28 protein-coding genes, 2 tRNA genes and 1 riboswitch are annotated in these 23,619 nt (G+C 62.2%); of the genes, 12 read left to right on the top strand and 18 right to left on the bottom strand.

The annotated features are described in order from the left end of the window. The first annotated feature begins 118 nt into the window (after positions 1–118). Positions 119–195: transfer RNA gene (locus AC1ROX_RS06660), tRNA-Met, on the top strand. A gap of 177 nt (positions 196–372) precedes the next feature. On the opposite strand, the gene AC1ROX_RS06665 is transcribed toward AC1ROX_RS06660, so the two are convergent. Next, positions 373–2,163 (bottom strand): fatty acyl-AMP ligase, encoded by a 1,791-nt coding sequence (locus AC1ROX_RS06665; protein WP_493123677.1) that lies wholly within the window; start codon positions 2,161–2,163, stop codon positions 373–375. 79 nt (positions 2,164–2,242) lie between these two features. Then, positions 2,243–2,445, bottom strand: a riboswitch (cobalamin riboswitch). A gap of 214 nt (positions 2,446–2,659) precedes the next feature. Between AC1ROX_RS06665 and AC1ROX_RS06670 the strand changes: the two genes are divergently transcribed. The 5 genes from AC1ROX_RS06670 to AC1ROX_RS06690 all read left to right on the top strand — a co-directional run bounded on the left by AC1ROX_RS06670 (position 2,660) and on the right by AC1ROX_RS06690 (position 6,249). Next, positions 2,660–3,796 carry a serine hydrolase domain-containing protein gene (locus AC1ROX_RS06670; protein WP_493123679.1) on the top strand — a complete coding sequence of 379 codons (1,137 nt, stop codon included), beginning with the start codon at positions 2,660–2,662 and terminating at the stop codon, positions 3,794–3,796. A gap of 71 nt (positions 3,797–3,867) precedes the next feature. Then, positions 3,868–4,557 carry a DUF2076 domain-containing protein gene (locus tag AC1ROX_RS06675; protein ID WP_493123681.1) on the top strand — a complete coding sequence of 230 codons (690 nt, stop codon included), beginning with the start codon at positions 3,868–3,870 and terminating at the stop codon, positions 4,555–4,557. A gap of 47 nt (positions 4,558–4,604) precedes the next feature. Then, a complete protein-coding gene (locus tag AC1ROX_RS06680; RefSeq protein WP_493123683.1) occupies positions 4,605–5,231 on the top strand; it encodes a glutathione S-transferase family protein in 627 nt (208 codons plus the stop codon). A gap of 34 nt (positions 5,232–5,265) precedes the next feature. Then, positions 5,266–5,670 (top strand): DUF3574 domain-containing protein, encoded by a 405-nt coding sequence (locus AC1ROX_RS06685; RefSeq protein WP_493123685.1) that lies wholly within the window; start codon positions 5,266–5,268, stop codon positions 5,668–5,670. Between the two features lie 60 nt (positions 5,671–5,730). Then, complete coding sequence (locus AC1ROX_RS06690; RefSeq protein WP_493123687.1) at positions 5,731–6,249, top strand: Dps family protein; 519 nt, start codon at positions 5,731–5,733, stop codon at positions 6,247–6,249. 7 nt (positions 6,250–6,256) lie between these two features. On the opposite strand, the gene argE is transcribed toward AC1ROX_RS06690, so the two are convergent. After that, positions 6,257–7,417: an acetylornithine deacetylase gene (gene argE / locus AC1ROX_RS06695; RefSeq protein WP_493123689.1), complete on the bottom strand. Its 1,161-nt coding sequence runs from the start codon at positions 7,415–7,417 to the stop codon at positions 6,257–6,259. Between the two features lie 148 nt (positions 7,418–7,565). On the opposite strand from argE, the gene AC1ROX_RS06700 reads away from it, so the two are divergent. The 4 genes from AC1ROX_RS06700 to AC1ROX_RS06715 all read left to right on the top strand — a co-directional run bounded on the left by AC1ROX_RS06700 (position 7,566) and on the right by AC1ROX_RS06715 (position 9,576). Next, positions 7,566–7,658, top strand: a tRNA-Ser gene (locus AC1ROX_RS06700). Positions 7,659–7,810: 152 nt separating this feature from the next. Further along, positions 7,811–8,527: a TIR domain-containing protein gene (locus AC1ROX_RS06705; RefSeq protein WP_493123691.1), complete on the top strand. Its 717-nt coding sequence runs from the start codon at positions 7,811–7,813 to the stop codon at positions 8,525–8,527. Beyond that, complete coding sequence (locus AC1ROX_RS06710) at positions 8,457–9,170, top strand: DUF4145 domain-containing protein (RefSeq protein WP_493123695.1); 714 nt, start codon at positions 8,457–8,459, stop codon at positions 9,168–9,170. Before AC1ROX_RS06705 ends, AC1ROX_RS06710 begins: the two co-directional genes overlap by 71 nt. Before the next feature lie 79 nt (positions 9,171–9,249). Then, complete coding sequence (locus AC1ROX_RS06715) at positions 9,250–9,576, top strand: hypothetical protein (RefSeq protein WP_493123697.1); 327 nt, start codon at positions 9,250–9,252, stop codon at positions 9,574–9,576. Positions 9,577–9,879: 303 nt separating this feature from the next. On the opposite strand, the gene AC1ROX_RS06720 is transcribed toward AC1ROX_RS06715, so the two are convergent. From AC1ROX_RS06720 to AC1ROX_RS06775, 12 genes are all read right to left on the bottom strand, one after another. Next, on the bottom strand, positions 9,880–10,314 hold the full coding sequence (locus AC1ROX_RS06720; protein WP_493123699.1) for a hypothetical protein: 435 nt from the start codon (positions 10,312–10,314) through the stop codon (positions 9,880–9,882). Further along, the gene (locus tag AC1ROX_RS06725) at positions 10,299–10,529 is read right to left on the bottom strand and encodes a hypothetical protein (protein ID WP_493123701.1); all 231 of its coding nucleotides are present in this window, start codon (positions 10,527–10,529) and stop codon (positions 10,299–10,301) included. The genes AC1ROX_RS06720 and AC1ROX_RS06725 overlap by 16 nt, the downstream gene beginning before the upstream one ends. A gap of 71 nt (positions 10,530–10,600) precedes the next feature. Then, the gene (locus tag AC1ROX_RS06730; RefSeq protein WP_493123703.1) at positions 10,601–11,149 is read right to left on the bottom strand and encodes a virion core protein, T7 gp14 family; all 549 of its coding nucleotides are present in this window, start codon (positions 11,147–11,149) and stop codon (positions 10,601–10,603) included. Position 11,150: 1 nt separating this feature from the next. Then, on the bottom strand, positions 11,151–11,393 hold the full coding sequence (locus AC1ROX_RS06735; RefSeq protein ID WP_493123705.1) for a hypothetical protein: 243 nt from the start codon (positions 11,391–11,393) through the stop codon (positions 11,151–11,153). After that, a complete protein-coding gene (locus AC1ROX_RS06740; protein ID WP_493123707.1) occupies positions 11,390–11,902 on the bottom strand; it encodes a hypothetical protein in 513 nt (170 codons plus the stop codon). Before AC1ROX_RS06740 ends, AC1ROX_RS06735 begins: the two co-directional genes overlap by 4 nt. Before the next feature lie 10 nt (positions 11,903–11,912). Then, positions 11,913–12,125, bottom strand: coding sequence for a hypothetical protein (locus AC1ROX_RS06745; protein ID WP_493123709.1), 213 nt, complete (start codon positions 12,123–12,125; stop codon positions 11,913–11,915). A gap of 25 nt (positions 12,126–12,150) precedes the next feature. Then, entirely contained in the window at positions 12,151–12,957 is an 807-nt protein-coding gene (locus tag AC1ROX_RS06750; RefSeq protein WP_493123711.1) for a hypothetical protein, read from the bottom strand. A 27-nt stretch (positions 12,958–12,984) separates the two neighbouring features. After that, a complete protein-coding gene (locus tag AC1ROX_RS06755; RefSeq protein WP_493123713.1) occupies positions 12,985–13,302 on the bottom strand; it encodes a hypothetical protein in 318 nt (105 codons plus the stop codon). Positions 13,303–13,856: 554 nt separating this feature from the next. Then, on the bottom strand, positions 13,857–15,809 hold the full coding sequence (locus AC1ROX_RS06760) for a hypothetical protein (protein ID WP_493123715.1): 1,953 nt from the start codon (positions 15,807–15,809) through the stop codon (positions 13,857–13,859). Positions 15,810–15,852: 43 nt separating this feature from the next. Then, positions 15,853–16,110 carry a hypothetical protein gene (locus AC1ROX_RS06765; RefSeq protein ID WP_493123717.1) on the bottom strand — a complete coding sequence of 86 codons (258 nt, stop codon included), beginning with the start codon at positions 16,108–16,110 and terminating at the stop codon, positions 15,853–15,855. Further along, on the bottom strand, positions 16,110–16,496 hold the full coding sequence (locus AC1ROX_RS06770) for a hypothetical protein (protein ID WP_493123719.1): 387 nt from the start codon (positions 16,494–16,496) through the stop codon (positions 16,110–16,112). The genes AC1ROX_RS06765 and AC1ROX_RS06770 overlap by 1 nt, the downstream gene beginning before the upstream one ends. 899 nt (positions 16,497–17,395) lie before the next feature. Further along, positions 17,396–18,106, bottom strand: coding sequence for a recombinase family protein (locus tag AC1ROX_RS06775; RefSeq protein WP_493123721.1), 711 nt, complete (start codon positions 18,104–18,106; stop codon positions 17,396–17,398). A 153-nt stretch (positions 18,107–18,259) separates the two neighbouring features. On the opposite strand from AC1ROX_RS06775, the gene AC1ROX_RS06780 reads away from it, so the two are divergent. Then, positions 18,260–18,547: a hypothetical protein gene (locus AC1ROX_RS06780; RefSeq protein WP_493123723.1), complete on the top strand. Its 288-nt coding sequence runs from the start codon at positions 18,260–18,262 to the stop codon at positions 18,545–18,547. Between the two features lie 64 nt (positions 18,548–18,611). On the opposite strand, the gene AC1ROX_RS06785 is transcribed toward AC1ROX_RS06780, so the two are convergent. The 4 genes from AC1ROX_RS06785 to AC1ROX_RS06800 form a co-directional block, all read right to left on the bottom strand. Then, the gene (locus AC1ROX_RS06785) at positions 18,612–18,767 is read right to left on the bottom strand and encodes a hypothetical protein (protein WP_493123725.1); all 156 of its coding nucleotides are present in this window, start codon (positions 18,765–18,767) and stop codon (positions 18,612–18,614) included. 383 nt (positions 18,768–19,150) lie between these two features. Then, positions 19,151–19,972 carry a DUF4435 domain-containing protein gene (locus AC1ROX_RS06790; RefSeq protein WP_493123727.1) on the bottom strand — a complete coding sequence of 274 codons (822 nt, stop codon included), beginning with the start codon at positions 19,970–19,972 and terminating at the stop codon, positions 19,151–19,153. A gap of 47 nt (positions 19,973–20,019) precedes the next feature. Next, positions 20,020–21,384: an AAA family ATPase gene (locus AC1ROX_RS06795; RefSeq protein WP_493123729.1), complete on the bottom strand. Its 1,365-nt coding sequence runs from the start codon at positions 21,382–21,384 to the stop codon at positions 20,020–20,022. A 111-nt stretch (positions 21,385–21,495) separates the two neighbouring features. After that, positions 21,496–22,740: a tyrosine-type recombinase/integrase gene (locus AC1ROX_RS06800; protein WP_493123731.1), complete on the bottom strand. Its 1,245-nt coding sequence runs from the start codon at positions 22,738–22,740 to the stop codon at positions 21,496–21,498. Positions 22,741–23,017: 277 nt separating this feature from the next. Here AC1ROX_RS06800 and AC1ROX_RS06805 point away from each other — a divergent pair, with 277 nt between their 5' ends. Beyond that, positions 23,018–23,596, top strand: a complete 579-nt coding sequence (locus AC1ROX_RS06805) for a hypothetical protein (protein ID WP_493123734.1) — start codon at positions 23,018–23,020, stop codon at positions 23,594–23,596. Positions 23,597–23,619: the final 23 nt, after the last annotated feature.

Genomic DNA, 23,619 nt, shown 5'->3' on the forward strand with positions numbered 1-23,619 from the left:
AAACTCTCAGCGCCAATGGTACTGTGTCTCAAGGCACGGGAGAGTAGGTCGCTGCCGGATCTTCCGAACGCAAGGCACTACAGTCCGATACGACGATTACTGCACGCGCTGGATTTGACGCGGGGTGGAGCAGCCCGGTAGCTCGTCAGGCTCATAACCTGAAGGTCGTAGGTTCAAATCCTGCCCCCGCAACCAAGCTTACAAAAGCCGTTCTCGAAAGAGGACGGCTTTTGTGCGTTCAGGTTAAAGGACTTCCGACGAATCGCCACCAGATACGACAAACTCGCTGGAAACCTTCTCTCCAGCGTCTTCGTCGCCGCTACCTACGCTTACTGGCTCACCTACGCTTACTGGCTCAATTGAGTCCGGATCTCAGGTCGAGTAGTCGCCGGCGGCGAACTTTGACCTGGCGTGCGTGCGGCTGAGCTTGCCGGAGGAGGTACGGGGCAGGCCGGGCTGGCGCTTGATCAGCACCACCTGGCTGTCGACGCCGACGGCCTCCTTCACGGCCTGCTTGATGTCGCCGAGCAGCGCCTCGCGTTCCGCGGGCTCGCTGGGATAGGCCTCGACGATGACGACGATTGCCTCGGCCGCGTCGCCCTCGATCGAGAAGGCGCAGACGTCGCCGCGGCCGACCTGCGGCAGCGCCTCGACGGCCCATTCGATGTCCTGCGGCCAGATGTTGCGGCCGTTCACGATGATCAGGTCCTTGGCGCGGCCGGTGATCACCAGCTCGCCCTTGTGCCAGTAGCCGAGATCGCCGGTGTCGAGCCAGCCGTCGCGGAGCACGCGCGCGCTCTCGTCGTCCTTCTGGAAGTAGCCCGGCATGACGCTGGGGCCCTGCACGAACAGGCGGCCGACGTGGCGCTCGCCCAGCGGCGTGCCATGCTCGTCGCGGATCTCGACACTGTGCCCGCCCATCACCTTGCCGCACACGACGAAGTCGCGCGGCCGGCCCGACTGCGGATCGATGAAGCTGTCGACTTTGACGCCGCCGAACGGCGTGCCGAAGCTCAGGCCGACGCAAACCTCGGCCATGCCGTAACTCGGCATGAACGCGCGCTCGTCGAAGCCCGTCGCCTTGAACGCCTCGGCGAAGCGCTGCAGCACCGGCACCTGGATCATGTCGGCGCCGACGCCGGCCAGGCGCACGCTCGACAGGTCGAGCTCGCCGATTGGCACAGTTTGCGCGCGCCGCGCGAGGAGATCGTAGCCGAAGCTCGGACTGAAGGTGATGGTTGCGCGGCGGCGCGAGATCAGCGACAGCCACTGCATGGGCCGGCGGGCAAAGTCACGCGGCGCCAGCAGGTCGACGCTGCGTTGCGCGCACATCGGCGCCAGGATGAACCCGATCAGGCCCATATCGTGATAGAGCGGCAGCCAGCTCACGCCGGAATCGTCCGCGTCGAGCCGCTGTGCGGCGATCGACCCGTCGATGTTCGCCATCAGCTGGTCCTGGCGGATGTCGACGCCCAGAGGCGCGCGCGTGCTGCCGGAGGAGAACTGGACGTAACAGGCCATGCCGGCGCCGAGCGGCCGCAGTTCGACCTCGGATTCAGGGAGCGCCGTGAAGATCGACATTCCGCCGGCAAAGCGCGCAGTCGTGCCTTCGGCGGCACTCCGGGCGAATTCGGCCAGTTCGTCGGGGGCCAGGACGCCCACGGCCTGCGAGGCGGTGATCTGCTTGCGGAGTTGGAAGATGTAATGCGCCTTGGCGCCGAGGCCGACCGGCACGGGGACGGGCACCGGCACGATGCCGGCATATTGGGCGCCGAAGAAGGCGACGCAGAAGCCCGGCCAGGTGTCTGCGATCAGGACCAGCCGTTCGCCGGGCTCGATGCCGGCGCCGATCAGGCGGCGGGCGAAAGCCTGCGCCTCGAGGCGTAGCTGCCGGTAGGGCAGGCTGGCCAGGAGCTGGCCCCGCGCATCGAAGAAGTTGAAGCCGGTCTCGCCGCGCGCCGCATAGTCCAGCGCTTCGCTCAGGCTGGCGAAGCCGCCGCGGCGGAAGGGCAGGGAGACGTTGTGGGTTGGCGTCGGAACGGCAACCCAGCGATCCGGACTGGATTGCAAGGTCGACGCATAGCGTTGCATCCGGCCGGCTGTACCACTGGCCGGCGTCGCATTCGAAAGAAGCGCAGGCAGGATTCCACGGATCGACGTCATCGGACGATCTCCCAAACGGTTCGCACTAAGCGCGTCACCGCTCGGTTGACCGTCCCGTTGGATCATCCCGTCCATCGGAAGAGCGACGCTATCGCCGGCAGGTCTTCTGGCTCGCGGGTCTCGGCTCCTGCCCGTCTTCCCGGACCGAAATCCAGTGACATATGGGCTCTCGCTCACCGCTTACAGCTGCGGGTACAGCTGCCGATTGGCTCCTAATGAGGGAGCGGCACGGCATTCCCTGTTAGCCCCCGGTTAAGGAGGACCGTCGATATGCACTCGTTAAGCTTGCGCTGGTCGCCGGTCAATTGCTTTGATGGACCAAAGTTTGGGAGGAAGACTGCAAAATGTCGGTAATGCGTGTAGCCGCCGCGGCGGCGCTTGGTGTTGTGTTGGCTTGGCCTGCCGGTGCGCAGGGAATTCCAAAGGTGCAATCCCCAGAGGAGGTAGGGTTTCTATCGACCAGGCTGAAGCGTCTCAGCGATCGCCTCAACGAGGCGTGAAGAACAACGAGCTACCCGGCGCGGTCGTGCTGATCGCCCGTAACGGCAAGATCGTGATGTTCGAGTCCTACGGCTTCCGCGACAAGGACGCCAAGGTCGCGATGACCAACGACACGATCTTCCGCATCGCCTCGATGACCAAGCCGATCGTGACCCTGGCCGCGATGATGCTGATGGAGGAAGGCAAGCTCACGCTCGCCGATCGTGTGTCGACCTATATTCCGGCTTTCGCCGATACCAAGGTCGCCGTTCAGAAGAAGAAAGATGACGGCACTGTCGAGGTGGTGCTGGAACCGCAATACCGGCCGATGACCGTGCACGACCTGATGCGCCATACGTCGGGTCTGACCTACGGCGCGATCGGCGCCAACCCGGTGAAGCAGTCGTATCTCGACATGAAGGTCGCGGATCGCAACCAGACCAATGCCGAGATGGCCGACAAGCTGGGCAAGCTCGCGCTGCTCTACCAGCCGGGCACGACCTGGGAATATTCGATGTCGACCGACGTGCTGGGCCGAGTCGTCGAGGTCGCCTCCGGCATGCCGCTCGACAAGTTCATCGAGGAGCGCATCACCAAGCCGCTCAAGATGGGTGACACCGCCTTCGAGGCCAGCGCCGACAAGAAAGAGCGTGGCGCCCGACCGATGAAGGAGGGGCCGAAGAACGAGATGCCCTCGATCCCCGACATCACCCAGAAGTTCACCTGGCGCTCCGGCGGCGGCGGCATGGTGTCTACCGCGGCCGACTATGCCCGTTTCCTGCAGATGTTCGCCAATGGCGGCCAGCTCGACGGTGTGCGCCTGGTGTCGCGCAAAACCATCGACCTGATGACGGCCGACGCGCTGCCGCCCGACATCAAGATGGGCGCCGACATGTTCCGCTTCGAGGCGCTGGAGCCCAGCGCCAGCATGGGGCTGGGCTTCGGTCTGGGCTTCGCGGTGCGCAACGTGCAGGGCGTCAATCCGCTGCCGGGATCGCCCAACGACTATTTCTGGGGCGGCGCCTACGGCACCTATTTCTGGCACGATCCGCGTGAGCGCCTGTATGTCGTTTTCATGATGCAGTCGCCGCAGGCCCGCCTGCGTTACCGGTTCCTGATGCGTGACCTTGTTTACCAGGCGATGGTGAACTAGCCGCCCTTGACGCTCCGCCGACGGACAACCACGTTGGCGGAGCGCCAACATGAACGGGCGGGAGGCTTGTCATGCAACAGCAGGAACGCGATCTGATCTCGGGTCTGTTCGACCGGCTGAAGCCGTTCGAGGCCCAGCCGCGCGACGGTGAGGCCGAACAGTTCATCTGGGACCGGGCGTCGAAGCAACCCGCTTCAGCCTATCTGCTTGTGCAGACCGTGTTGGTGCAGGAGCAGGCGCTGAAGGCCGCGCAGGAGCGCATCGCCGAACTGGAGGCGAAGGCCGCCGCCGCGCCGCCGCCGGAGGCCGATTTCCTCGGCAGCGCGCCGAAGATCGGCCCGTGGGGTGCGCCGCGCACATCGGTGCCTCAAACATCTGCGGCTCCGGCGCCGGGAGCCTCGATGGTTCCGTCCACGCGCTCGCCCTTGCAGGCCGCCGTCGCGCCGCCGCCGCAGCAGCAGCAGGCGGGAGGTGGCGGCAGCTTCCTGCGGACCGCGATGATGACGGCCGCCGGTGTGGCCGGTGGTGCGCTGCTGTTCGAAGGCATTCGCGGCCTGATGGGCAGCAATCCGGGCCCGTTCGGCCAGAGCCAAGCTGCGTTTGGCGGGACGACGGACTCGACGCCGCCCGAGCTGCTGCCGCCCGATTCGACAGTGCAACAGCAGCAGGCCTTTGCCGACGATCAGGCGGGTGCCGACGATTACGACACCGCGTCGCTCGACGATGACAGCGGCGGGGGAGACGACGACAGCTGGACCTGAGTGCCCGGCTGGCATTCTGTGATTTCGATGAACGGGGGAACGAAGAGATGATCGAGCTTCATACGTGGGGCACGCCGAACGGCCGCAAGATTTCCATCATGCTCGAGGAATGCGGGCTGCCCTACAGCGTGCACAAGATCGACATTTCCAAGGGCGAGCAGCACAAGCCCGAGTTCCTGCGTCTCAGCCCCAACAATCGTATCCCGGCGATCCTCGATCCGGACGGTCCGGGCGGCAAGCCCTACAGCCTCTTCGAGTCGGGCGCGATCCTGATCTACCTGGCCGACAAGACGAAGAAGTTCCTGCCGGCCGACGGCGCCAAGCGTTACGATTCGATCCAGTGGCTGATGTGGCAGATGGGCGGCTTTGGCCCCATGCTCGGCCAGGCCCACCACTTCCTGCGCGCCGCGCCGTCGAAGATCGAGTACGGCATCAAGCGCTATGTCGACGAGGCCAAGCGCCTCTACGGCGTGCTCGACAAGCAACTCGCCGGCAATGCCTTCGTGGCGGGCGAGGACTACACGATCGCCGACATGTCGATCTTCCCGTGGGCGGCGCGTCACGAGTGGCACACCGTGAACCTCGCCGACTTCCCCAACGTGAAGCGCTGGTACGACATCGTGAACGCCCGTCCCGCCGTCACCAAGGGCATGGCCGTTCCGTACCTGAACTAGGATGCCGCGTCGGTTCTGGCTTCGGGCGCTGGGGATGGCATTGCTCTCCCCGGCGCTTTTCGCCTGCGCGCAGCCCGCACCGCCGCAAACGGCTGCGCCTGCTTGTGCAGCGCCGCTCAAGCCGGCTGTCGAAGTGAACCTCTATTTCGGCCGCGGCAAGCCTGCGGGCGGCGAGGTCAGTGACGCGGAGTGGGCGGCCTTCCTGGCCGGGACGGTGACGCCGCAATTTCCCGCAGGCCTCACGGTGATCGACGCGCGCGGCCAGCATCGCGATCCGGCCGGTGTCGTCGGCAGCGAACGCACGAAGCTCGTGGTTATCGTGGTGTTCGATGCACCGGCGCATCAACCGAAAGTCGCCTCGATCGTCGACGCCTATACGAAGCGTTTTGGTCAGCACGAAGTCTTCCGGGTCGAACAGCCGGTCTGCGCCGGCCCCTAGTTCACGATCCGTCGGAAGCACGGTAGATTTGCAGCGGAAACCATTTCCAGGAGCCAGCCCATGAGCAAAGACGTGAAGGCGCGCAAGACGGCCGCGCTTGCCACCCCGACGGATCTCGGCGAGAACGCCACCCGGGACCTGACCGGCGGACTCAATATCCTGCTGGCCGACGTGGCCGCCCTCTACTGGAAGACCAAGAACTTCCACTGGCACATGTCGGGCCCGAACTTCCGCGACTATCACCTGATGCTGGACGAGCAGGCGACCGAGATCGACGGCATGACCGACGTGATCGCGGAGCGCGTGCGCAAGCTCGGCGGCACGACCCTGCGCTCGATCGGCCATATTTCCCGCCTGCAGCGCGTGCTCGACAACGATGCCGACTACGTGACGCCGCTCGACATGCTCGCGGAGCTGCGCGAGGACAACAAGCAGCTCTGCGTCCACATGCGCACGCTCCATGAGCTCTGCGACGAGCACAACGACATCGCCACGGCCAGCCTCATCGAGAACTGGATCGACGAGACCGAGAAGCGCGTCTGGTTCCTGTTCGAGACGACGCGCCGCACGGAAGGCTGAGCAGGAGCTACTGCCGCTCGGCCCAGCCGATCATCTTGCCGATGAAAGCGTCGCAGGCATCCATCTGCGACTTCGCGACGAACTCGTTGGGCTGGTGGGCCTGCGAGATATCGCCCGGGCCGCAGATGACGGTCGGGATGCCGTGGCTGCGGAAGATGCCGGCCTCGGTGCCGTAGGGCACGGCATAGGTGCGGTTGCCGCCGGTCCATTGCAAAGCAAGCTTGGCGGCTTCCTCGTTCTCCTGGGGCATCAGCCCGGGCACGAAGGAACGGCGCTTCAGCTTGATGTCGGCGTCGGGATGCTTGGCCTTCATCTTCGGCAGCAGCAACTCGGCGACATAGGCCTCGGCGCGGCGCTGAACCTCCCAGGGATCATCCCCGGGCAGGGTACGATAGCCCCAGTTCAGCGTGCATTCGCGAGCGAGGATGTTGCCCGCCGTGCCGCCGGTCACGATGCCGACGTTGATCGTGGTGTGGCCGGGCACGGTGTCGATGTCGGTGCGCTTGCGCCCCGAGAGCTCGACCTGCAGCTCGTTCAGCCAGTGGATGAAGTCGCCGGCGAAATGGATCGCACTGACGCCGAGATGCGTCATGGAGGAGTGGGCCTCGACGCCGGTGAAGGTGGCGACGATGCCGCCGCCGGCATTCTGCGCGTTGACCACGCCCATCATGGTGGGCTCGCCCACGATCACGGCCTGCGGGCGGGGCACGTTGCCGACCAGCTTCTCGGCCAGGGAGTGGGCGCCCAGGCAGCCGATCTCCTCGTCGTAGCTGAAGGCGAAGTGCATCGGCACCTTGAGCTTCGCCTTCTGGAGCGCCGGCACATGGGCGAGGCAGGCGGCGATGAAGCCCTTCATGTCGCAGGTACCGCGGCCGTAGAGATTGCCGTCGGCCTTCTCGGTCAGGGTCCAGGGATCGGTGTCCCAGGGCTGGCCGTCGACCGGGACGACGTCGGTATGGCCCGACAGGACGATGCCGCCCTCGGCCTCGGGGCCGATCGAGGCGAACAGGTTGGCCTTGGTGCCTTCCTCGTTGGGGACCAGCGTGCTCCGGACGCCGAACTCGTCCAGGTAGCCCTGGATGTACTTGATCAGGTCGAGGTTGGAGTTGCGCGAGGTGGTGTCGAACGCCACCAGGCGCTGGAGCATGTCGATCGAGGCAGAGGTCATGGCCGTACCGTCGCACGCTTCAGGCCGGGACGCCAAGAGACTGTAAATATTCAAGAAATTGCGGCCTCGTTTGACACTGCCGGGGCCGGCCGCTAGAACCGCCCGGCATCCGTCGTGGTTATGGTCGCCGGGGTCTTAAACGGGCTGCGGAGGGGTGGCCGAGTGGCCGAAGGCGGCGGTTTGCTAAACCGTTAATGGGGGTAAACCCCATTCGTGGGTTCGAATCCCATCCCCTCCGCCATTATCTAATAGCCCAATAAAATGGGCATTTTAGCCGGGTGTTCCACACAGGCTTTCCACACAGGCCATTCGGTATCTATCCACAGGCAGTTAGGTCATCCTGCCAAGATAATGGCTCAGCGCCCCGTATCGACTGCCTCTCCTGAACTATCAATGGACGACTTGAAGCGGGGAATTGCTCGCTTACAGCGCCGTATCATGGAGGTGGAAGCTTTCGATCCAGCTGCGGTCGCGGGCGACAACTTAACGCCGGCCGTGGCCTCGTTAAGTGCCGTTGTGGCTGCATTGCAAGCGTCGATCGAGGACGGCTTGGGGCAAACTTTCGGGCACCATTCAGTGGAATACAAACGCTACGTGCCCGCCGCTCGCTTCGGCCGCGCGTTGCTATACCTCCGTCACAAGCCTTTTTCACTCGTGGTGGGAGAGCTGCGCCAGCAGCGGGAGAAAGCTCTCGCAAACCAGGGCCGCACGATCATTGAGAAGTTTGAGGAGCACTCAGCGGTTGGCTTCGCCGTCGTGCTGCTAACTCCGGATGACATGGGCGGAATAGCAGGGGGGCCTATGCAGCCTCGCGCCAGGCAGAATGTGATCCTTGAGCTGGGCTACTTCATTGGTCGCCTGGGGCGCGGCAAGGTATGTGCGCTCAAGAGCGGGGATATTGAGTTGCCTTCAGACATCTTCGGTGTGGTGTGGACATCGCTAGATGCTGGAGGAGGGTGGAAGATGAGCCTCGCGAGAGAGCTTCAGGCGGCCGGGTTTGAGGTAGATTGGAATAGAGTAATGGGGGGGGGGGAAATTGATGCATTCTTGGAAATGCCCTTATTGCCAGCACCACGCCGTCTTGTCCGATCGAGTTTATCAACGGAATGAAAACACTCTGTTGTCCTCCGGTCTGGGGCGTACCGAGTTTCAAATTCATCATTGGTCGTGCCCAAATCCAGATTGCAGGCAGCTCTGTTTGCGAGGGGAACTATGGCAAGCGAGCTACAACCCCATATCACGCTCAACCGAATACGGAGAGAAGCTTACTGAATGGTCTTTGCTGCCAGCCTCCCGTGCACGGCCGCAGCCAGACTACATTCCCACGCCAATTTATCAGGATTACGAAGAAGCATCGAAGATTTGTAGCTTAAGCCCCAAGGCATCCGCAACGCTAGCGAGGCGCTGTCTTCAGGGCATGATACGGGACTTCTGGGGCATCAAGAAGAACCGGCTTATCGATGAGATTGATGCCCTTAGAGATAAAGTCGACGCGGATACTTGGTCGTCCATCGATGCGGTACGCGCCTTGGGCAATATCGGGGCGCATATGGAGAAGGATATCAATCTAATTGTTGATGTTGACCCAGAAGAAGCGTCGACGTTGCTTGAGCTAATCGAGCAACTGTTTGATGACTGGTATGGAGTAAGGGCGGCGCGCGCAGCTCGTACCAGCAAGATTAAGCGCATCACAGACGAAAAAGCTCAAGCCCGCCAAGGTGGTATTCCGATGCCGGACAAGACTGGATTGTAATCGGATCACCGTTGTTTGGCGCGATCCTGTGGGGGCTGTGCCAGCTTGCGACTTGCCTTGGCGGCCAGGGAGGTTCCGAATGGATAGAGAAATCGAAGGCTTATACAAAGCGCTTGCGCATGCCTACGCCAAGATCGGGGCACTTGAGGCGATAGTTCATGTGCTCGCCGGAATGGAAGCCCAACGAAATCCGCTAATGTTGGCGCTTCTCAAGAAAACGGCGGCGGGCGATGTGCCCAACTTTGTTCCAGATGGTCCAGTAGCGCCGCCCAACGCAACCCCCGACGAGAAAGCCGCCATTGAGGCTCAGCTTGCCGATCTCCGAAAGGCGACCCGACAGGCGACCATGGAACTCGCCAACCAGCTCTCCGGGTTCATCGAGCGGGCGAACCGGAAACCAGGTTGAAGCAAGCGTGCTGGCCCCACAGGAGCAATCCGCCGGGGCCAGCACGGCTCAACTAAGCTGCTCTGAAACGCAGCGAGGCGTCAAACAAACCGCCGATTTCCCCCGCGCTTCGGCAACGTCTGGCGGGGCACGTCGGCCCATCCTGTAACGTCGTCGAACACCACCGTTGATCCTGCGGGAGCTGGGTCGCCTCTCTCGCGCTGCCTCGCCATGATCTTGGCGGCCATACGCAAGGCTAGCACTTGGATAGCCTTACGCGGACCTAGCGGCTTCTTCGGTCTCGCCTTCGCCGCCTTCGGCTTCCTAGTCATCGTCTCGCCGTTTGCGGATCAGCTCGCCTGAGGCGTACCGCGCTTCGTCCTGCAGCCGCTTTAGGTCGGCCGGGCTGATGCCCTTCGGGATCGGCGCGAGCTTCACGGTGAGGCGCATTGCCGAGGATGCATAGAGCGGGGTCACGATCACGCCTAGGGTGCCCGTGGGCAGCTCAAACACGGTCGACGCCTTGACCATGTACGTCCCTAGCCTATGGCGCCTGCCGTGGCACTCAATGTCCAGCATGCTCGGCTCCGGGTCGCCGGAAGGGTCGAACCACTGGCCGGCGATGGCGATGAACTGGCGTCGGCCAGGATCGGCGGGGAGGCGAAGGCGGCGGCTTGTGGCGTCTATGGTGGCGTGCTGCGTCGCTGGGGCGTCTGTTGGGACGACCTGGGGAGCGGCGCTGTTCATCGCGTCGCCCACTGTCCGGCCTCGTCGCCGCCTCGCTTGCCGCCAAACTCTTCGGCCGCACGTTCGGCGCGGTCGCGCTGCATCGAGCGGAGGTAGTCGATTACATCGCGGGCGCCGTACTCGCGCTGCGTGACGTGGTAGGGCGTGTCTACGGTGAAGTTTCGGAGCGGGAATGCCTTGTCCAGTTCGTCGATCAGATCGTCGGCCTTCTCAGGTAGCTTTTGCATTGATCCTCCAAATGGAAAGCGCCCCCAAGCCGGGGAGCCTGAGGGCGCTGTAGGGTGACGTTAGGGGGTGACTAGCGGTCGCCGGGCTTCTTGTTCCGAAGCGAGTATTTGCCGTATGCGTCGACGGCAGCGCCGCCGATGCCGAGACCAAGGTCGATCATGCTGGGGCCACGGACGGTGGGCATATTGGACCGGGACCGGAACTGAGCGTCGGCCTGCTTACGCTCCTCGCGGAGCTGCTGTACCGACATGTCAAGGTTCTTCACCGTCGCACTGTCAATGCGCCCCTGCTCCGTGTAGTAGCCTCGGGCGACGCTCTCCACGCTGTTGCCCTGTACGCCAGCCTCGGCCGCGCCAGTGTCAGCCGTAGCGCGCGCCTTAACGGCACGCACTGAGTTGTCGAAGAGGGCTTGCGAGGCCGCATCCGTCTCCTGCTGTTCGCGGAGCTGGAGCTGATTGAAGGTGTTGTTGCGGGCTACTTCGGCGTTGTAGCGCTCTTGTGCCTGATACTGGGCGGCAGCATTGGCGTCGGCCACCTTACCCGCGTAGCTCGATACGGACTGAGCGGCGCCGATGGTGAAGCTACCGATCGCCAGCGCGGTTGCAGGGTCTACGCACATCCTAGGCGACCACCGTAGCCTCAGGAGCGGCCGGGGAGTTGGCCGGGTCGCTCTTGTGGGTGATCAGGAGCGCTCCGTTGGAGGTGCGGCGCGCGGCGGAGATTTCACCTGCGGCGACACGGGCGAGGGCCGCCTCCAAGTCCGGGTCATTGCCGGGGCTAGGGGTCGGCGAGGGGGAGGAAATGACGCGCTCGGCGCGGCTCTCGTCCAGCTTTGCGGCGAGCCTGTCTTTCAGATTGTTCATTGGGTGTTCTCAGAGTGAAGGGGAGAGGAGGAAGGCGCGCTAGGCGCCTCCCTGAAATAGGTTGTGAAGGGGATGCCACTCGCGGTCGGCGCGTCGCCCATCTCGACGAAGCCCAAGAACTTCAGCCAGTCGGCATAGATCGTGTTTCGCGGATCGTTCATGGCAACCAGCTCTGCGTATTGCCGCTGCCAATGGTCGACCAATCGCACCGAAAGGCGCAGCAAGTCGGCAATGGTGGCCTCACTGTGGAAGGCATCGGCGGATGCGGCCCACCACGGGAAGGCCCGCTCGGGCCTAAGTGGCAACGTAGTGAGGCCGAAGAGCGCAACCGGCTTATCGTCGAGGCACGCGAGGTGACACTCCCCGCGATCCTTAGCGAGCTTGAGGGCATCCGCAGTGGCGACGGTAGGGAAGGCTGCGGACAGGGCATCTAGGTCCGGCTGGCGAAGCCTTCCCGCAAGGTCGGCGACGTCATCGTCAGTCGCCGGCCGGGTTGTGATTGAGGACATCAGGCGCCCTTTAGACGGCCGGGAGAGTGTCGGCAGCGACGACCGAAATCACTTCGGTTCCCATCGTGACGTTGCGGATCGTGCGCTTGACGTTGCCGTCCCCGACCGGGCGGCGCGTCTCGCACCACTGATAGCCGCCTTCGGAGTAGAGGATTTGGATACCCGCCGGTTCAATGACGTTGTTCTGCGCGTCCGTGAGCGGGGCGAGGTTTGTAACTTGCATATTGGTTCTTCCTTCCGGGGATGGGTTAGGCGTCACCGCCGCGCTTGGTGGCGGCGTACTTCAGGGCAAGGGCCTTCAGCGGGCGGGCGTCGGATGCCAGGACCAGGGCGCGCACGGCGTTGCGGGCATCGGCCGGATGGTGCTGGCTCGCCCAAGCGTAAAGCGCATCCGCCTCGTGGGCCGGGACACCCTGCGTACTGACCGCAAGGTCTGCCTGACGCCTGTAGCCCTCATAGGCGTTCATAGAGAGCCCTTCGGCTGCCTCTGCGTCGATACCGATGGCGCGGGCAGCGCCGTGGACCTGCTTGAGGCTGATGCTGCCTGACTGGAGGTAGTCGTCCAGAAAGTCGTTCGTGATCTTCGCGGGCACGATGGCGTTCAGGCGGTCGACGGTGGCTTGATGTCCCTGATCCGGCTCATCGCCCGTCTTCCGCTTCTCTTCGATCTCGGCTGAAGCCTGCTGCTGTTCCTGTTGCAACTCCTCGCGCTGGGCTTTCTCGGCCATCTGCCGTTCCACCGTCGAGATTGCTTCGTACCCGCCCCCGGCAGCCGGCCGGATCAGGCCCATAGCGACGGCTTGGGATGCCTCGATCTCCAGGACCTTGGCGCCGCTCTTGTAGATCAGTAGGTCGTTGTCGGTGGCAGCGGCGGCGGCCTTTGCTGAGCCGAACTTGGTACGGAACTCGGGAGCGGCCGGCGGGGAGAACTCAGCCTGTGCCGGCTTGTCGAATGTGGCCCCGCCTTGCTCGGCGCGGGCGACCATCTGGTCGACGTAGTCCGGGCTTGCTCCAGGCGGGAGCGCAGAGGAGGGAATGCCGTGATTGTTGCTCATGGGGTGGTGTTGCCTTTCTTGGGTTGATTAGGGGATGGTCGGAGGGATGCGGAGCGGCGCTTGCATGTCGGCCGCCCGCTTCCTTGCGTCGTCTTCGGCGGCCTTGAGTGCCACTACAGTGGCGACCACCATGTCCCCGTAGTTCTCCAACATCTGCCTGCCGGTCGCGTGCAGGACGCGGGCACCTGGGGTGCCAGTGTTGGGAGCCAGCCCGAAGACGGCGCGGGCTATGGCGAACTCGAATGCTCGCTGGTCCGGGAAGAGGCGGGGGTTGTTCCGCTCGATGACGACCACGGCGACAACTCGGGCCAGGATCATCAAGGGCGTGACGTTGTGGGCTGCCAATCGTGCCCACTCGGAGCGAGCCCCCCCGGAGAGGGTATGGCCGTTGGCCGCCCGCTGGGCAGCGTCGTCTAAGTGGTGCTGTAGTTCTAGCGTGGCGCGGGACAGTCCCGGATGGTCCGCGTTGGCGGCCAGTAGGGCCTCTATCCTGCGTGACCACCCGGCTACGTCCTCTCCCGAGCGGGACAAGGGGCGAGCGGTGGGGTGCCCGTACTGGGCGAGACGGCGTCTGTGCTTGTGACAGAACCGACCGAAGCGGGTGCGATTGGCATGGCAGTCCCGCACATCACAGGGTTTGTGCTGGTTCATGTGGTCTTTGGGGGTACTGGAGGGGATGCGCTGGCGCGCACGGTCGACCACCCCCGGTAAGGAGCCTGTAGGTGTCCTACGGAGGGGTCGGGTAAGTGGTAAGGAAGGGCAACTCTACAGTCACTCCTTCGACCACCCCCGGCGGCCTGAGGTGTCCGCGAGGTTGACCCCTCGGGGTCGCGCTGTTGGGCTCAGGTGCCGGGGGCGGCGTTATGCACGGTGTCCCTATAGTAGTAGGGAGTACGTGCCTAAGTTTGGGGCTCGTCCGGGAACGCTCTATGGAAGGAGCGACTGGACAGGAACCAAGGAACATGGTCTGAGACGGCGCCCAGAGCGTCCGTAAATGTCTGCTTGTGGATGTCTCGGAGCCCTGCGTCGGCCTTGAGTTGGCGTGTCGAAACCCGGTCGACGGACTGGGGGAGACCCTTCAGGTACTCGACGATCCGGGCAGTCGTGGAGGCGGTAACTCCAGGCTGTCGGCCTTCAGGGTCGACTAGGTGCCTTGCTTCCCACTGTGCCCAGCGGACGCCGGGCATTACGGAGCTGAGTAGGGGCTGGATGCCGTTGTCGCGATGGATGATCCATCCTTTCATCGGCTTGGCCTGCCCGTCGTGCATTACCCTACAGCTACCACGGCTGAGAGCCTGATAGATCCCATGGGCAACCTCACTCCGCGCCAGCTCCTTAACGGTGGTGGTCGAGACTTCCTCCCGGAGGTTGTCCGATTGACCGATATAAGAGGCTGCAAGGTCGAGTGAGGAGCGCTGTAGGACGCCACAGAGGATCACGTTGCTACAGTGAGCCCAGCGGTTGAGGCTGGTCTCCTGTCCCCACGTCGCAACGTTGATCCTCGGGAGCCGCACGGGCTTACCGTCGACCACGGCGGGGACCGTGGCGCCTGTGTCTATCCCGGCCGCAGTCAGGCCGCGAAGCATGGCGGACTTGTAGTTGATCCCTTCCCCATGGCGATCCTTGAAGACGAAGATTAGGGCAGCCTCCTCAGGTGGAAGCACCTTCACGACGTCGACAACTTCCCGCACGGCCTTCCGCTCGGTCATCGCTGAGAAGTCGCGTTGCATCGTCTCCCTGCCACCTCCTGAAAAGAGCTGGTGCAAGGTGACATCGTTGTAGCTCTTGAGCTGCGACAGTCGTTTCCCAATCCGCTTGATCGGGTCGAGATACTTCTCCGCGTCGTGAATGGTGGTGTCGGCCTGCACGAGGCGGCGGATAGGATAGCTGGCGTCGAGAATGATGATGTTCTGTATCTCTCGCGGCACGGCCACCTGATACCAGACGGCACCATGCTCTCCGGTCGGTAACGCCCGCAGCTCTTCCCTAGAGAACTCCAGGAGATCGGCCACGGGTGTCATTACCGTTTGCCTGGGAAGCTTGGCGCGGAGCGCGGTTAGGGCCGTATCGTCCAGCTCTGGTAACGTGAGCGTGACGGGTTTGTGGTCGTTGCTCCGGGAGAGGGCGCCTTCGATTTGATCGCGAGCGCTCTTGAGCCAATCAACAAGCCGCGTACCGTCGTCTTCGGTGCCGCGCCAGATGCCTTCTAGGTATCCGATGGCGCCATTGAGTTCCCGGACGCTGACGCCATGGGCATCGCTCGCCAGCAAGCTTTCATCCCAAATCATTAGGTCCCGGCGTTTCCGCCGGTAGCTCATGAACAGGTCGTGCCCTTCGGCCATCCGCACTCGGTTGTGGGCCACAAGCATTATCTGCCGGTCGTCATTGGCTGCGGTCGGTGGGAGCGCGTAGGAGTTCCCGTTGGGGACATAGAGGAGCCCGATACGATCCTCGCTGACGCCTCGCGCCATCATCGCAAGCTTCAGTTCTACCAGGGCCTCAATCTTGCTGGCGGAAGCCGCGACCGATATGTGATCGAGCCCGAGCCGCACCAGGGAGGAACACCACGCCACAACGGCCGATGTCTTCCCCATGCCGGTGGGCAGTGAGAAGGCCCAGCGTCCAGGGCGCTTACCTTGGGCGCTCTCAGTGAAGAGACCACAGAGGGCGTATAGAGCTGCCTTGTGGTCGTCGCTGAGTACGTTGCCGTTGTCCGCCAAGGTCTGACACAGACTATCGAAGGCTTCCTTCGTGAGCGCTTGATGGGAGACGCCGTTGACCGGCACGGCATAGCCCGCGCGTTCAAGATCATGCTTGAGCCGGCGCCGCTGCTGGCGGTTCTGAGTGAGCATGGGGTCTCCGTGGTGTGAGGATGTTTAGTCGGCTGTCCCAGCTTCAGTGTGGGTTGCCGTCTTCATCAAAGGGAAGGCCCCGCAGCGCTTCCAGGCCCCGCTTCAAATCCGGCCTCGATACAGCGTTGATGCCGTTGTCGGCCAAGAACTTCCTCGCTACCTCCAACATGCTGGCACGGGCCGGCTTGTCACCCTGTAGGGTCTCCAGCAGGCGTAGCGCTATGGCGTCCCAAAGTTTCTTCAGGGCCGCTTGCTGTTCCTCAGGCGCGAGAGGGACGTAGACGTCGGTGTTGTCGGCCATTACTCCGCGCTCCTACTGGGGATGGTCAATCCGAGGTCGATGCTTCGCGAGATCGCTTCCTGCCAGTTCAGCAGCCGGCCGGACTGGTCCACCAGGGCGCCCGGAGGAGCGGCGTCGACAAGGCGGGCGTGTTCCGCGAGAGCTTGCCTCTCCGCACTCACGTCAGAGGGATACGGCTCGGAGCGGTCATCCATCCGGGCAGCGTCGATGATGCCGGACATATGCTCTGTGTAGAGGTCGACCGCCCGGCGAACGAGTTGGGAGTAGGACGGTGCGCGGGACGGATCGCCAACGAAGATGGTCGCGGTGCGCTGGAGCCAAGCGAGTTGGCTATCAGCCCTCCGGTCGAACGCCACACGGCGCGACTGGAACGGGGTCTTAGTCATAGGTTGTTCCTGTTAGGAAGGTTGGGAAAAAGAGGGCAGCGACCGTATCGGCAGTGGCGCCGAACGGGGCCGGAGGGGTCTGCCCAAACGCAAGAACGTGACGCGAGAGAAAAAATCAGGCGCGCAAGGCGGGCCAGGAGCCACCAGCCGACGAAAGGCAACCAGCGGCGCTCTACCGGCCACACCTCGCGCGCCAGCACGTCCCGGCGTGAGCCGAGCCGGGGCATACGAACGAATTTGAAAAGCTTTATGGGGTACGCGTGATAGCACTCTGGTGAGTGTTTTTCCTACGGCCTTGAAAACACGAGAGTTTTCCCGGTATTTCGAAGCACTACGCGACCGCTTTGGGGCGCTGATACCGGCCAGGGACGGGCCGCGCTATGCGTCTCTCCCGCCACCGCGACGGCGGGCGCTTGAGCTTTGAGCCGCTCAGCCGCTGTTCCACTACGACCGACACTTCAACTGACTTGTCGAGAAGACGGATACGCACTTGGTCAGTGCGGATCGGCAGGACCGGCTCGCCATCACAAGTCACGTCCCACCGCCGTAGAGCGTAGTTCTTCCCAAGGGCACGAACCTCAAGGATTGGCCTTTTGCGTCGGATGCGGGCCGGTAGCGCTGGGCATCCGCTAACTACAATTCGGAAGCGCACGCCACTTACTGTATCGAAGCACGCGATGGGGTTGTTCTTGTTGAGCAAGACGGGGGCGGCACGTGCGAGGGTCTTTCCGTAAACTAGGTAGCTGCGTTCGGCTGTCGCCTCGCTATCCGCGCTAGCTGACGGTCGTTCTTGCCCGGTACGAGAGGCGGGCATTATCAGCGGCGCCCCCGCCTTGGATGAGCGGCCCGCGTCGAAGCCTTTTCGGATGTCTTTGAGCGTTGCCATAGCGGCCCCCTAGCTAGGAACTGACCGATACGCTTACAAGCCGTGTCCTAACCCGCGCCACCGTCACCGGATGCCATGCGCCTCCGCGTGGGGCCTCAATCTCCCTGCGGTTCAACTCCTCAGCCAGGGCGCGGAGCGACAGGCGGCCGGTAGGATCGATATCCTCGAATGCGTCTCGGAATGCCGCAGCTCGCCCGTTGGCGTTCGCTGTGAGCCGGGCTACAGCCGCAGAATTGCCCTTGGCGGCCCTTCGGAGCGCTGCGGCCCCGTTAGGGTTGCCCAGTCGCCGGCCTTCCTTGGCGAGGCGCTTACGGGCCACGGCAAGGGCCTCTCGCGTGCGCTGGCCGATTAATTCCCTTTCGCGCTGGGCGATGACCGCCATGATCCCGACCACCGTCTCGTCGGCCGTGGGTAGATCGGCAGCGACGAATCGGACGCCGCTGTCGCGGAGCTGGAGGAGAAAAGCGGCGTTACGGGAGAGGCGGTCTAGCTTGGCGATCAGGAGCCGGGCGCCGCTTGCCTTAGCCCGCCGGATCGCGCGCTGCAGCTCCGGCCTGTCGTTCCGCTTGCCGCTCTCCACCTCCACGAACTCAGCCAAGAGCCGGCCCCCTGTACTCGCTAGGTAACTCCGCAGGGCCTCACGCTGGGCATCGAGACCCAAGCCAGAACGGCCCTGCCGCGCTGTACTTACCCTCACGTAGCCTATGAACTTGTCTGCTCGCATCCTCGCCTCCCGCTTCGTTACAAATCGCCTTATCCACGTCAGGCAAGATGTAACGGGGCGGCTAGATGGGCGGGAGTGAGTCAGATTGACTCAGGTCGCCATGCGGCCGACAGGCTGTGTAATCATGTGCCGCCACAACTAGGGAGAGGGCACATGCGTAAGGCATTGATCATCGCTTTGGGGATCGCTGGATGCGCCCCGCACGACGCCATCATCAAGACGACGGACGGCCTAAAGGGCCAGCCCATCCAGGCTGCGGTAGCCAAGTTCGGCCGCCCAACAAGTCAGCGCGTGATCGTGGATGAAACCGCGTACATCTGGACCACGGGCTATGAGCCGGGAACGGCGCCATGCACCCTTCGCATCTTCACGAAGGACGGCAAGATCACGGGCAGCGACATTGAGGGTAGCCCTCGCGCCTGCCGGCAGTATGCGGACTGACAAACGAGAAGAGCCCCGGAGATCGCTCCAGGGCTCTTCAATCCTCTTACTCTCGACGCCGCTCCTAGAGCCGGCTGACGACAAGCTCATAGTTCTTGATCCAGAGCCAGAGGTTGGACGCGTCCGACTGGTACTCAAAGAGCGGCTTCCCTTTCCCGGACGGTGCTTCCCGGTAGAAGTGAAACTCGTACTTGCCGATCTTTCCCGCTGCAATCGTCATGATGGTCGCTCCCCGTGGGCTGATCCCACTCGCCCCGCGCGAGTGATGGACGGGAAGATGAGTCGTGCATGCCGGGAGCGCAACGAAGGTTGCTGCATAGCGCAGATTCAAAATGACATTGTTGTTTGGGAGAGGCTCCGCAACAGGAGAGGTTCGCAAGCGTGACCTATCGGCGGGCAGCGACGTGACACTGTGGCACCACCTCGGGCCATCGCTGGCAGCACGCAAGGCGCGGTGGGCGTGGCAAAGCCGACCGAGACGCCCCTAGGGGTGGCACGGGGGGAACGCGGCGGCGGCTATGGGCGCTTACCACTTTGGAATTTCCTAAGAAATATTCGACGCCCACGTTGGGCCGCAGCAATGAGCTAACAAGGGCTTACCTGTTACAGCGCGCCCGCGCCGGCCTTCCGGAAGCTGCTAACAAGTTTATTGTTCGCGCTTAGGCTGACACGCTCCGCCAGTAAGCTGCGCAACGCCGCCGCGTCAGAACTCGAACCGGACAGGGCACGTAGCCGATGGAATACCAAGGGCAACAAGTAAGATTTGCCTGAGAGGTAGCGCCGCGATTCGAGGCCCATTTTACCGATCCGTTGTTGAATTAGGATCACCTGTTGGCGAAGAGCCCGCTTGCCAATCGCTCCTTCGAGCTTCCTCGAAAAGTCCTTGACGCGCGCGGCGGTCTTGACGGGACATAGCTCGGCAGACTTACGAATCTGCTTACAGAGCTTTTCTACGGGAAATCCACTCGTCTGGAGCCCGATGCGATTGTCTTCGGCAACCGCGTACAGGATGAACAATGGAAGTAGCTCCGCGATAATATGCGTCATCCAATTATGAATATCGAGACGTTGCTCCACATCCGAGGCAGACAAAGAATCATTCAAGTCCTGGGCAACCGACTTCACCGCAGCCAAGTCGACCAGAAGGTTTTCGACACAATAGGCATCTAGACGATGCAGTCCCCGGAGTCGCGGAGCTGGCTTGCCAAGCAATAAATCGAAATCTCCATCGATAATAAAGAGCTGTCTCTTCCCTTTGGGCCACTCCGCTTTGCCGCAGGCATCCAGTACGGCCGCCCGGCCACCAAGAGGAATTACCATCCTGACTTTGGCTCGGTCACCAAGTGCTCTCGCCGCTAGGACCGTGTAGACGCCGAGGTAGCGGCGGTCTTCTACATAAACGTCGACATCGTTGAAGCGCTTCATCAGCAACGATACGGCCGCAACGGCGCGGCGAGGATATTCTAGCATTTCTAAAGTTCCACGCAGTCGGTCACGCGATCCAAGATGATCGTTGGAGAATGAGTGGCGAGGACTACTTGTAGGTTTGGGTCGGTCTTAAGAATGGCGCCAGCAAATTTCTGCTGCCACGACAGATGGAGCGATAGTTCTGGCTCGTCGATGATCAACACCCCAGCCGCTTTTGCTGCGGGATTTAGAGCCAAGTGTGTCAGCAGCACTACGATTTGCTGCTCGCCGGAAGATAGGGCGCTAACTGGCCTTTCGTCGTTGTTCTCAAGCTTGACGCGGAGCCCTTGGGAATCGACGAGAATTCCTTTGGCAGTCTCTTCCAGAAAGTCGTTTACAGCAGTGCGATAGGCGTCGATCGAAGCATACGCCTCTCGGCGCTGAGAGATGAATTTGTCGATGGCTGCGATCGTAGTGAGAATCCTATCGTACTGCCATTTGTTGAACATCCATTCATTAACCGCTTTTCGTTGGGAGAGTTTTAGATCAGACCTTTTCATCACCGTCTGGACTGAGCCGACAGTCGGCAAATGCTCAAAGATATCGTTAAGCCGCTTGAAGTATGAGTCGACGGCTTTGGTGATCTCGGCGCCTCCGCTCTTCAACGCCGAAAGCGTTGTGTGAATTCCCTCACGCCGCGCAGCGATTGCCTTTCTCTGCTTTTTAGAAGGGAACTTGGAGGCCCAATTCCCCGGACTGGAATCGATAAACTGGAAGGCGGCACCTATGAATTTCTGTCGTAGTTCGTCTGCCGCTTGGTTTTCCGCCTGCAGAGCGTTTTGGAGCTGCCAGATGGCGAGAGCTTCCGCTTGACTAAGGCTCTCCATCATTGAGGCGCTAAACACCCTTCGCGGGGATCGATTTGGTCCTCTGAACGAGCGCTGATATGGTGTCCATGTATCGGAGAGACGATCAAGATCAGCTCGACGTTCTAGCCCTAGATACATCGGCGTTGCTAACGCGGCGAGCCGTTGGACCACGGGGTGGCTAGCATGCTTGACACTCAGCTCCTCGAAATATTTGGCCTCAAACTCGCCAGAGCGAAAAGAGGGCTCACCGGCGGGAAGAACGAATGGGAGGATGGTTAAGGGTTCGGAAACATCGGAGACAGTTAACGTCGTCGCCTTATCCTTAACGTTCGATGAAATGGTAATCCGATCGGAATTAACCTGAACGGTCAACATCATCGATTCGTGAGCTGTCGATGCGAGGATCGCCAGCCGAGGGTCGATCAAGGCGTGGACGGACCTAACAACTGTTGTTTTTCCCGAGCCATTGAGTCCGACAAGAAAGGTCAGCCGCTTGTTAAAGCTTACATTGAAATCTAGATACCCGTTTACCTTGCGGCCTTGGAAAGAGATAAGCTGCATTTTTTCTTGCGATGCCGTTTAGAGCATCGCCTTCCCCCGGAACTTAACAATCCAGACATAAGAGACCAAGGGGATGGCATTATCAACTCCCGGTAGGGCCGGCATCTTGGATTACTGAGATTGCGGGTATCGCAAGTTCGCCAACGCCGTCCGCTTCACTTCAAGCGATGCACCCCCGCTATAGAGGCCGTAGGTAATGTTCGGCTTCTCATGCCCGATGATGTCTGCGGTGATCCCCTCGGGAACCAAGGCATTCTCAAGCTGCGTCGATACGCACTTACGGATGGAGTGGAAGACATGGGCAGGCCCAAAGCCGGCTGCCGTCTTCAAGCGCCCAAAGCGCTTCCCGACAGCGTTGGAGCGGTCGCCGTACTTGTTGGGGGTGAGGTCGGCCAACACGTAGCCGGTGGTTCGCTTGGCTATCAGACGGCGGAGCGTCGGCAACAGCTTCTCATGGATGGGCACCTCACGGACGCCGGCCTCGGTCTTGGAGTCCACTACGTTGAACGACTTCCCCTTGAGGTCGACGTGTTCCACCTTGAGGCTGCACATTTCCTCAATGCGCGCCCCGGTCCACATATCGAGAGTGATTAGGTCGGCCAGTTCGGGGTCGGACGCCGCGTTCGCTCGCTTCACTAGGTCGACCACCTGGGCAGGGGTGAAGGGCTTCCAGCTTGTACCGCGCTTCGCGGTGGGGGGCATCGTGAGGCCAGAGAAGGGGGTGCCGGTGACGAGCGACAGGGATTGCAGATGTTTCCAGTAGCCCCGAATAGACGAGAGGATGCGGCCGACAGTCTTGGCGGACAGCCCGTCCTTTTTGACGATGCCCGTTACCCACCCCTGGGCGGCCTTGGCGTCGATTTCCTGGGCGTAGGGCAGGGCCTTGGCTAGGTCGAGGATCGTCGACCGCTTCATTGCCTTGGTCTTCTCGATGTCCTCAATGCCCGCTAGCCACTCCTCAAGATGCTCTGCAGTCGGCGTTAGGGTGCCTAGGGCCGCCCCGGCGAAGCGCTCGGCCGCCTGTACGTCCGCCTGTGTCTTGGCCCGATAGCGGCGATCGTCGGCGAGCCCGGCGACGTGGTCGATTAGCAGCTCGCGCTCTTCTTCGGTCTGGGCGTGCTGGATCATTTCGCGGAAAAGGGCGGCCTCAGCGTCGTTGCCACCATGAGCGGCCTTGAGGGCGTTCTTTATCCGCCTGTCCCAATCGTGGAGCCATAGGAGGTCCGCTAGGCGCTTCGCCTGGGCATGATCGCCTGTTTGCAGAGAGCGTGTTAGGCGGCGGCCTAGGAGGTGCTGGGCCTTCTTCGGCACGTCGTGCAGTGCCCACCAAGTGTCGTGCCGTTTGACGAGGTACATGGAGCCTTCCACACAGGTCTTCCACACAGCTATGAGTCAATCGGCTCCTTATTTCAACGGCATTCGATGCTGTAGGTAGGTCGGGCGGAGCTTCCCATCCCCTCCGCCATTATCTGCCCAAGCAAATAGTCTCCGGTCCTCGTTGAGGACGCTGAAGGGTGTGGGCGCCCAAGGTGTCGGGACACAGACCTCATCGCAACGAACGGCAGAAATCGCTGACGATCTGAGGCATCCAGGACTAAAAGAAAGTCAAAGTTGTAAGGATGAGGAGCCTTCTATGCCCGACGCCGCGGCTCTCCCGATTCTCGACCACGAACTGGCCGATGACGAGCTTCAGTGGGTGAAGTCTGTTTACGCGGATTTCAGCAAGGCCCGCGCCGCGGCCGGCCCCGAATTCAATCCGAAGGACGCCTTGCGTGCCATCCTGGCCCGCGAGGAATATCACTTGTCCGCTGCGCCGGATCTGACCGGACCCGGCCCGTGGCGTCTGGGCCAGAATCGGCACGGCCGCGGTGTCGCGGCGGTGTTCCTGCCGAAAGTCGAGCTTCACACACATATCGCCACCCGCACCGATCAGTTCCCCATGTATGTCGTGGGCGAGGCGGAAGGCTTTTCCATCGACGAAAATGGCAAGCCGGTGGTGACGCCGGTGGCCGGCGGTAGCCATTTTCACAACGCGCCCGGGGCGCCGCATGCCTTCATGCCGAAAGTAGGCATGCCAAAACCGGACAACTGGGAAATCGCCTTTATCGCGATCACACCGCGCAACCTGAAGGAAGACACGCACCGCGTCTCAGATGAGGTGCGCGCGCTGTACAAGCAGGTTGCTGGTCAGGACGCCCCCTTGGGCGTTTAACGCTGCAGAACTGGTGGACTTCA

The sequence above is a fragment of the Reyranella sp. GW821-FHT14A01 genome, assembly GCF_058803965.1.

What these genes read in the sequence shown, in the direction of transcription:
- AC1ROX_RS06665 (WP_493123677.1), bottom strand. Translation starts at nt 2,163, where the DNA reads ATGACGTCGATCCGTGGAATCCTGCCTGCGCTTCTTTCGAATGCGACG.
- AC1ROX_RS06675 (WP_493123681.1), top strand. Translation starts at nt 3,868, where the DNA reads ATGCAACAGCAGGAACGCGATCTGATCTCGGGTCTGTTCGACCGGCTG.
- AC1ROX_RS06680 (WP_493123683.1), top strand. Translation starts at nt 4,605, where the DNA reads ATGATCGAGCTTCATACGTGGGGCACGCCGAACGGCCGCAAGATTTCC.
- AC1ROX_RS06685 (WP_493123685.1), top strand. Translation starts at nt 5,266, where the DNA reads ATGGCATTGCTCTCCCCGGCGCTTTTCGCCTGCGCGCAGCCCGCACCG.
- AC1ROX_RS06690 (WP_493123687.1), top strand. Translation starts at nt 5,731, where the DNA reads ATGAGCAAAGACGTGAAGGCGCGCAAGACGGCCGCGCTTGCCACCCCG.
- argE (WP_493123689.1), bottom strand. Translation starts at nt 7,417, where the DNA reads ATGACCTCTGCCTCGATCGACATGCTCCAGCGCCTGGTGGCGTTCGAC.
- AC1ROX_RS06705 (WP_493123691.1), top strand. Translation starts at nt 7,811, where the DNA reads ATGGACGACTTGAAGCGGGGAATTGCTCGCTTACAGCGCCGTATCATG.
- AC1ROX_RS06710 (WP_493123695.1), top strand. Translation starts at nt 8,457, where the DNA reads ATGCATTCTTGGAAATGCCCTTATTGCCAGCACCACGCCGTCTTGTCC.
- AC1ROX_RS06715 (WP_493123697.1), top strand. Translation starts at nt 9,250, where the DNA reads ATGGATAGAGAAATCGAAGGCTTATACAAAGCGCTTGCGCATGCCTAC.
- AC1ROX_RS06725 (WP_493123701.1), bottom strand. Translation starts at nt 10,529, where the DNA reads ATGCAAAAGCTACCTGAGAAGGCCGACGATCTGATCGACGAACTGGAC.
- AC1ROX_RS06730 (WP_493123703.1), bottom strand. Translation starts at nt 11,149, where the DNA reads ATGTGCGTAGACCCTGCAACCGCGCTGGCGATCGGTAGCTTCACCATC.
- AC1ROX_RS06735 (WP_493123705.1), bottom strand. Translation starts at nt 11,393, where the DNA reads ATGAACAATCTGAAAGACAGGCTCGCCGCAAAGCTGGACGAGAGCCGC.
- AC1ROX_RS06740 (WP_493123707.1), bottom strand. Translation starts at nt 11,902, where the DNA reads ATGTCCTCAATCACAACCCGGCCGGCGACTGACGATGACGTCGCCGAC.
- AC1ROX_RS06745 (WP_493123709.1), bottom strand. Translation starts at nt 12,125, where the DNA reads ATGCAAGTTACAAACCTCGCCCCGCTCACGGACGCGCAGAACAACGTC.
- AC1ROX_RS06750 (WP_493123711.1), bottom strand. Translation starts at nt 12,957, where the DNA reads ATGAGCAACAATCACGGCATTCCCTCCTCTGCGCTCCCGCCTGGAGCA.
- AC1ROX_RS06760 (WP_493123715.1), bottom strand. Translation starts at nt 15,809, where the DNA reads ATGCTCACTCAGAACCGCCAGCAGCGGCGCCGGCTCAAGCATGATCTT.
- AC1ROX_RS06765 (WP_493123717.1), bottom strand. Translation starts at nt 16,110, where the DNA reads ATGGCCGACAACACCGACGTCTACGTCCCTCTCGCGCCTGAGGAACAG.
- AC1ROX_RS06770 (WP_493123719.1), bottom strand. Translation starts at nt 16,496, where the DNA reads ATGACTAAGACCCCGTTCCAGTCGCGCCGTGTGGCGTTCGACCGGAGG.
- AC1ROX_RS06775 (WP_493123721.1), bottom strand. Translation starts at nt 18,106, where the DNA reads ATGCGAGCAGACAAGTTCATAGGCTACGTGAGGGTAAGTACAGCGCGG.
- AC1ROX_RS06780 (WP_493123723.1), top strand. Translation starts at nt 18,260, where the DNA reads ATGCGTAAGGCATTGATCATCGCTTTGGGGATCGCTGGATGCGCCCCG.
- AC1ROX_RS06785 (WP_493123725.1), bottom strand. Translation starts at nt 18,767, where the DNA reads ATGACGATTGCAGCGGGAAAGATCGGCAAGTACGAGTTTCACTTCTAC.
- AC1ROX_RS06790 (WP_493123727.1), bottom strand. Translation starts at nt 19,972, where the DNA reads ATGAAGCGCTTCAACGATGTCGACGTTTATGTAGAAGACCGCCGCTAC.
- AC1ROX_RS06795 (WP_493123729.1), bottom strand. Translation starts at nt 21,384, where the DNA reads ATGCAGCTTATCTCTTTCCAAGGCCGCAAGGTAAACGGGTATCTAGAT.
- AC1ROX_RS06800 (WP_493123731.1), bottom strand. Translation starts at nt 22,740, where the DNA reads ATGTACCTCGTCAAACGGCACGACACTTGGTGGGCACTGCACGACGTG.
- AC1ROX_RS06805 (WP_493123734.1), top strand. Translation starts at nt 23,018, where the DNA reads ATGCCCGACGCCGCGGCTCTCCCGATTCTCGACCACGAACTGGCCGAT.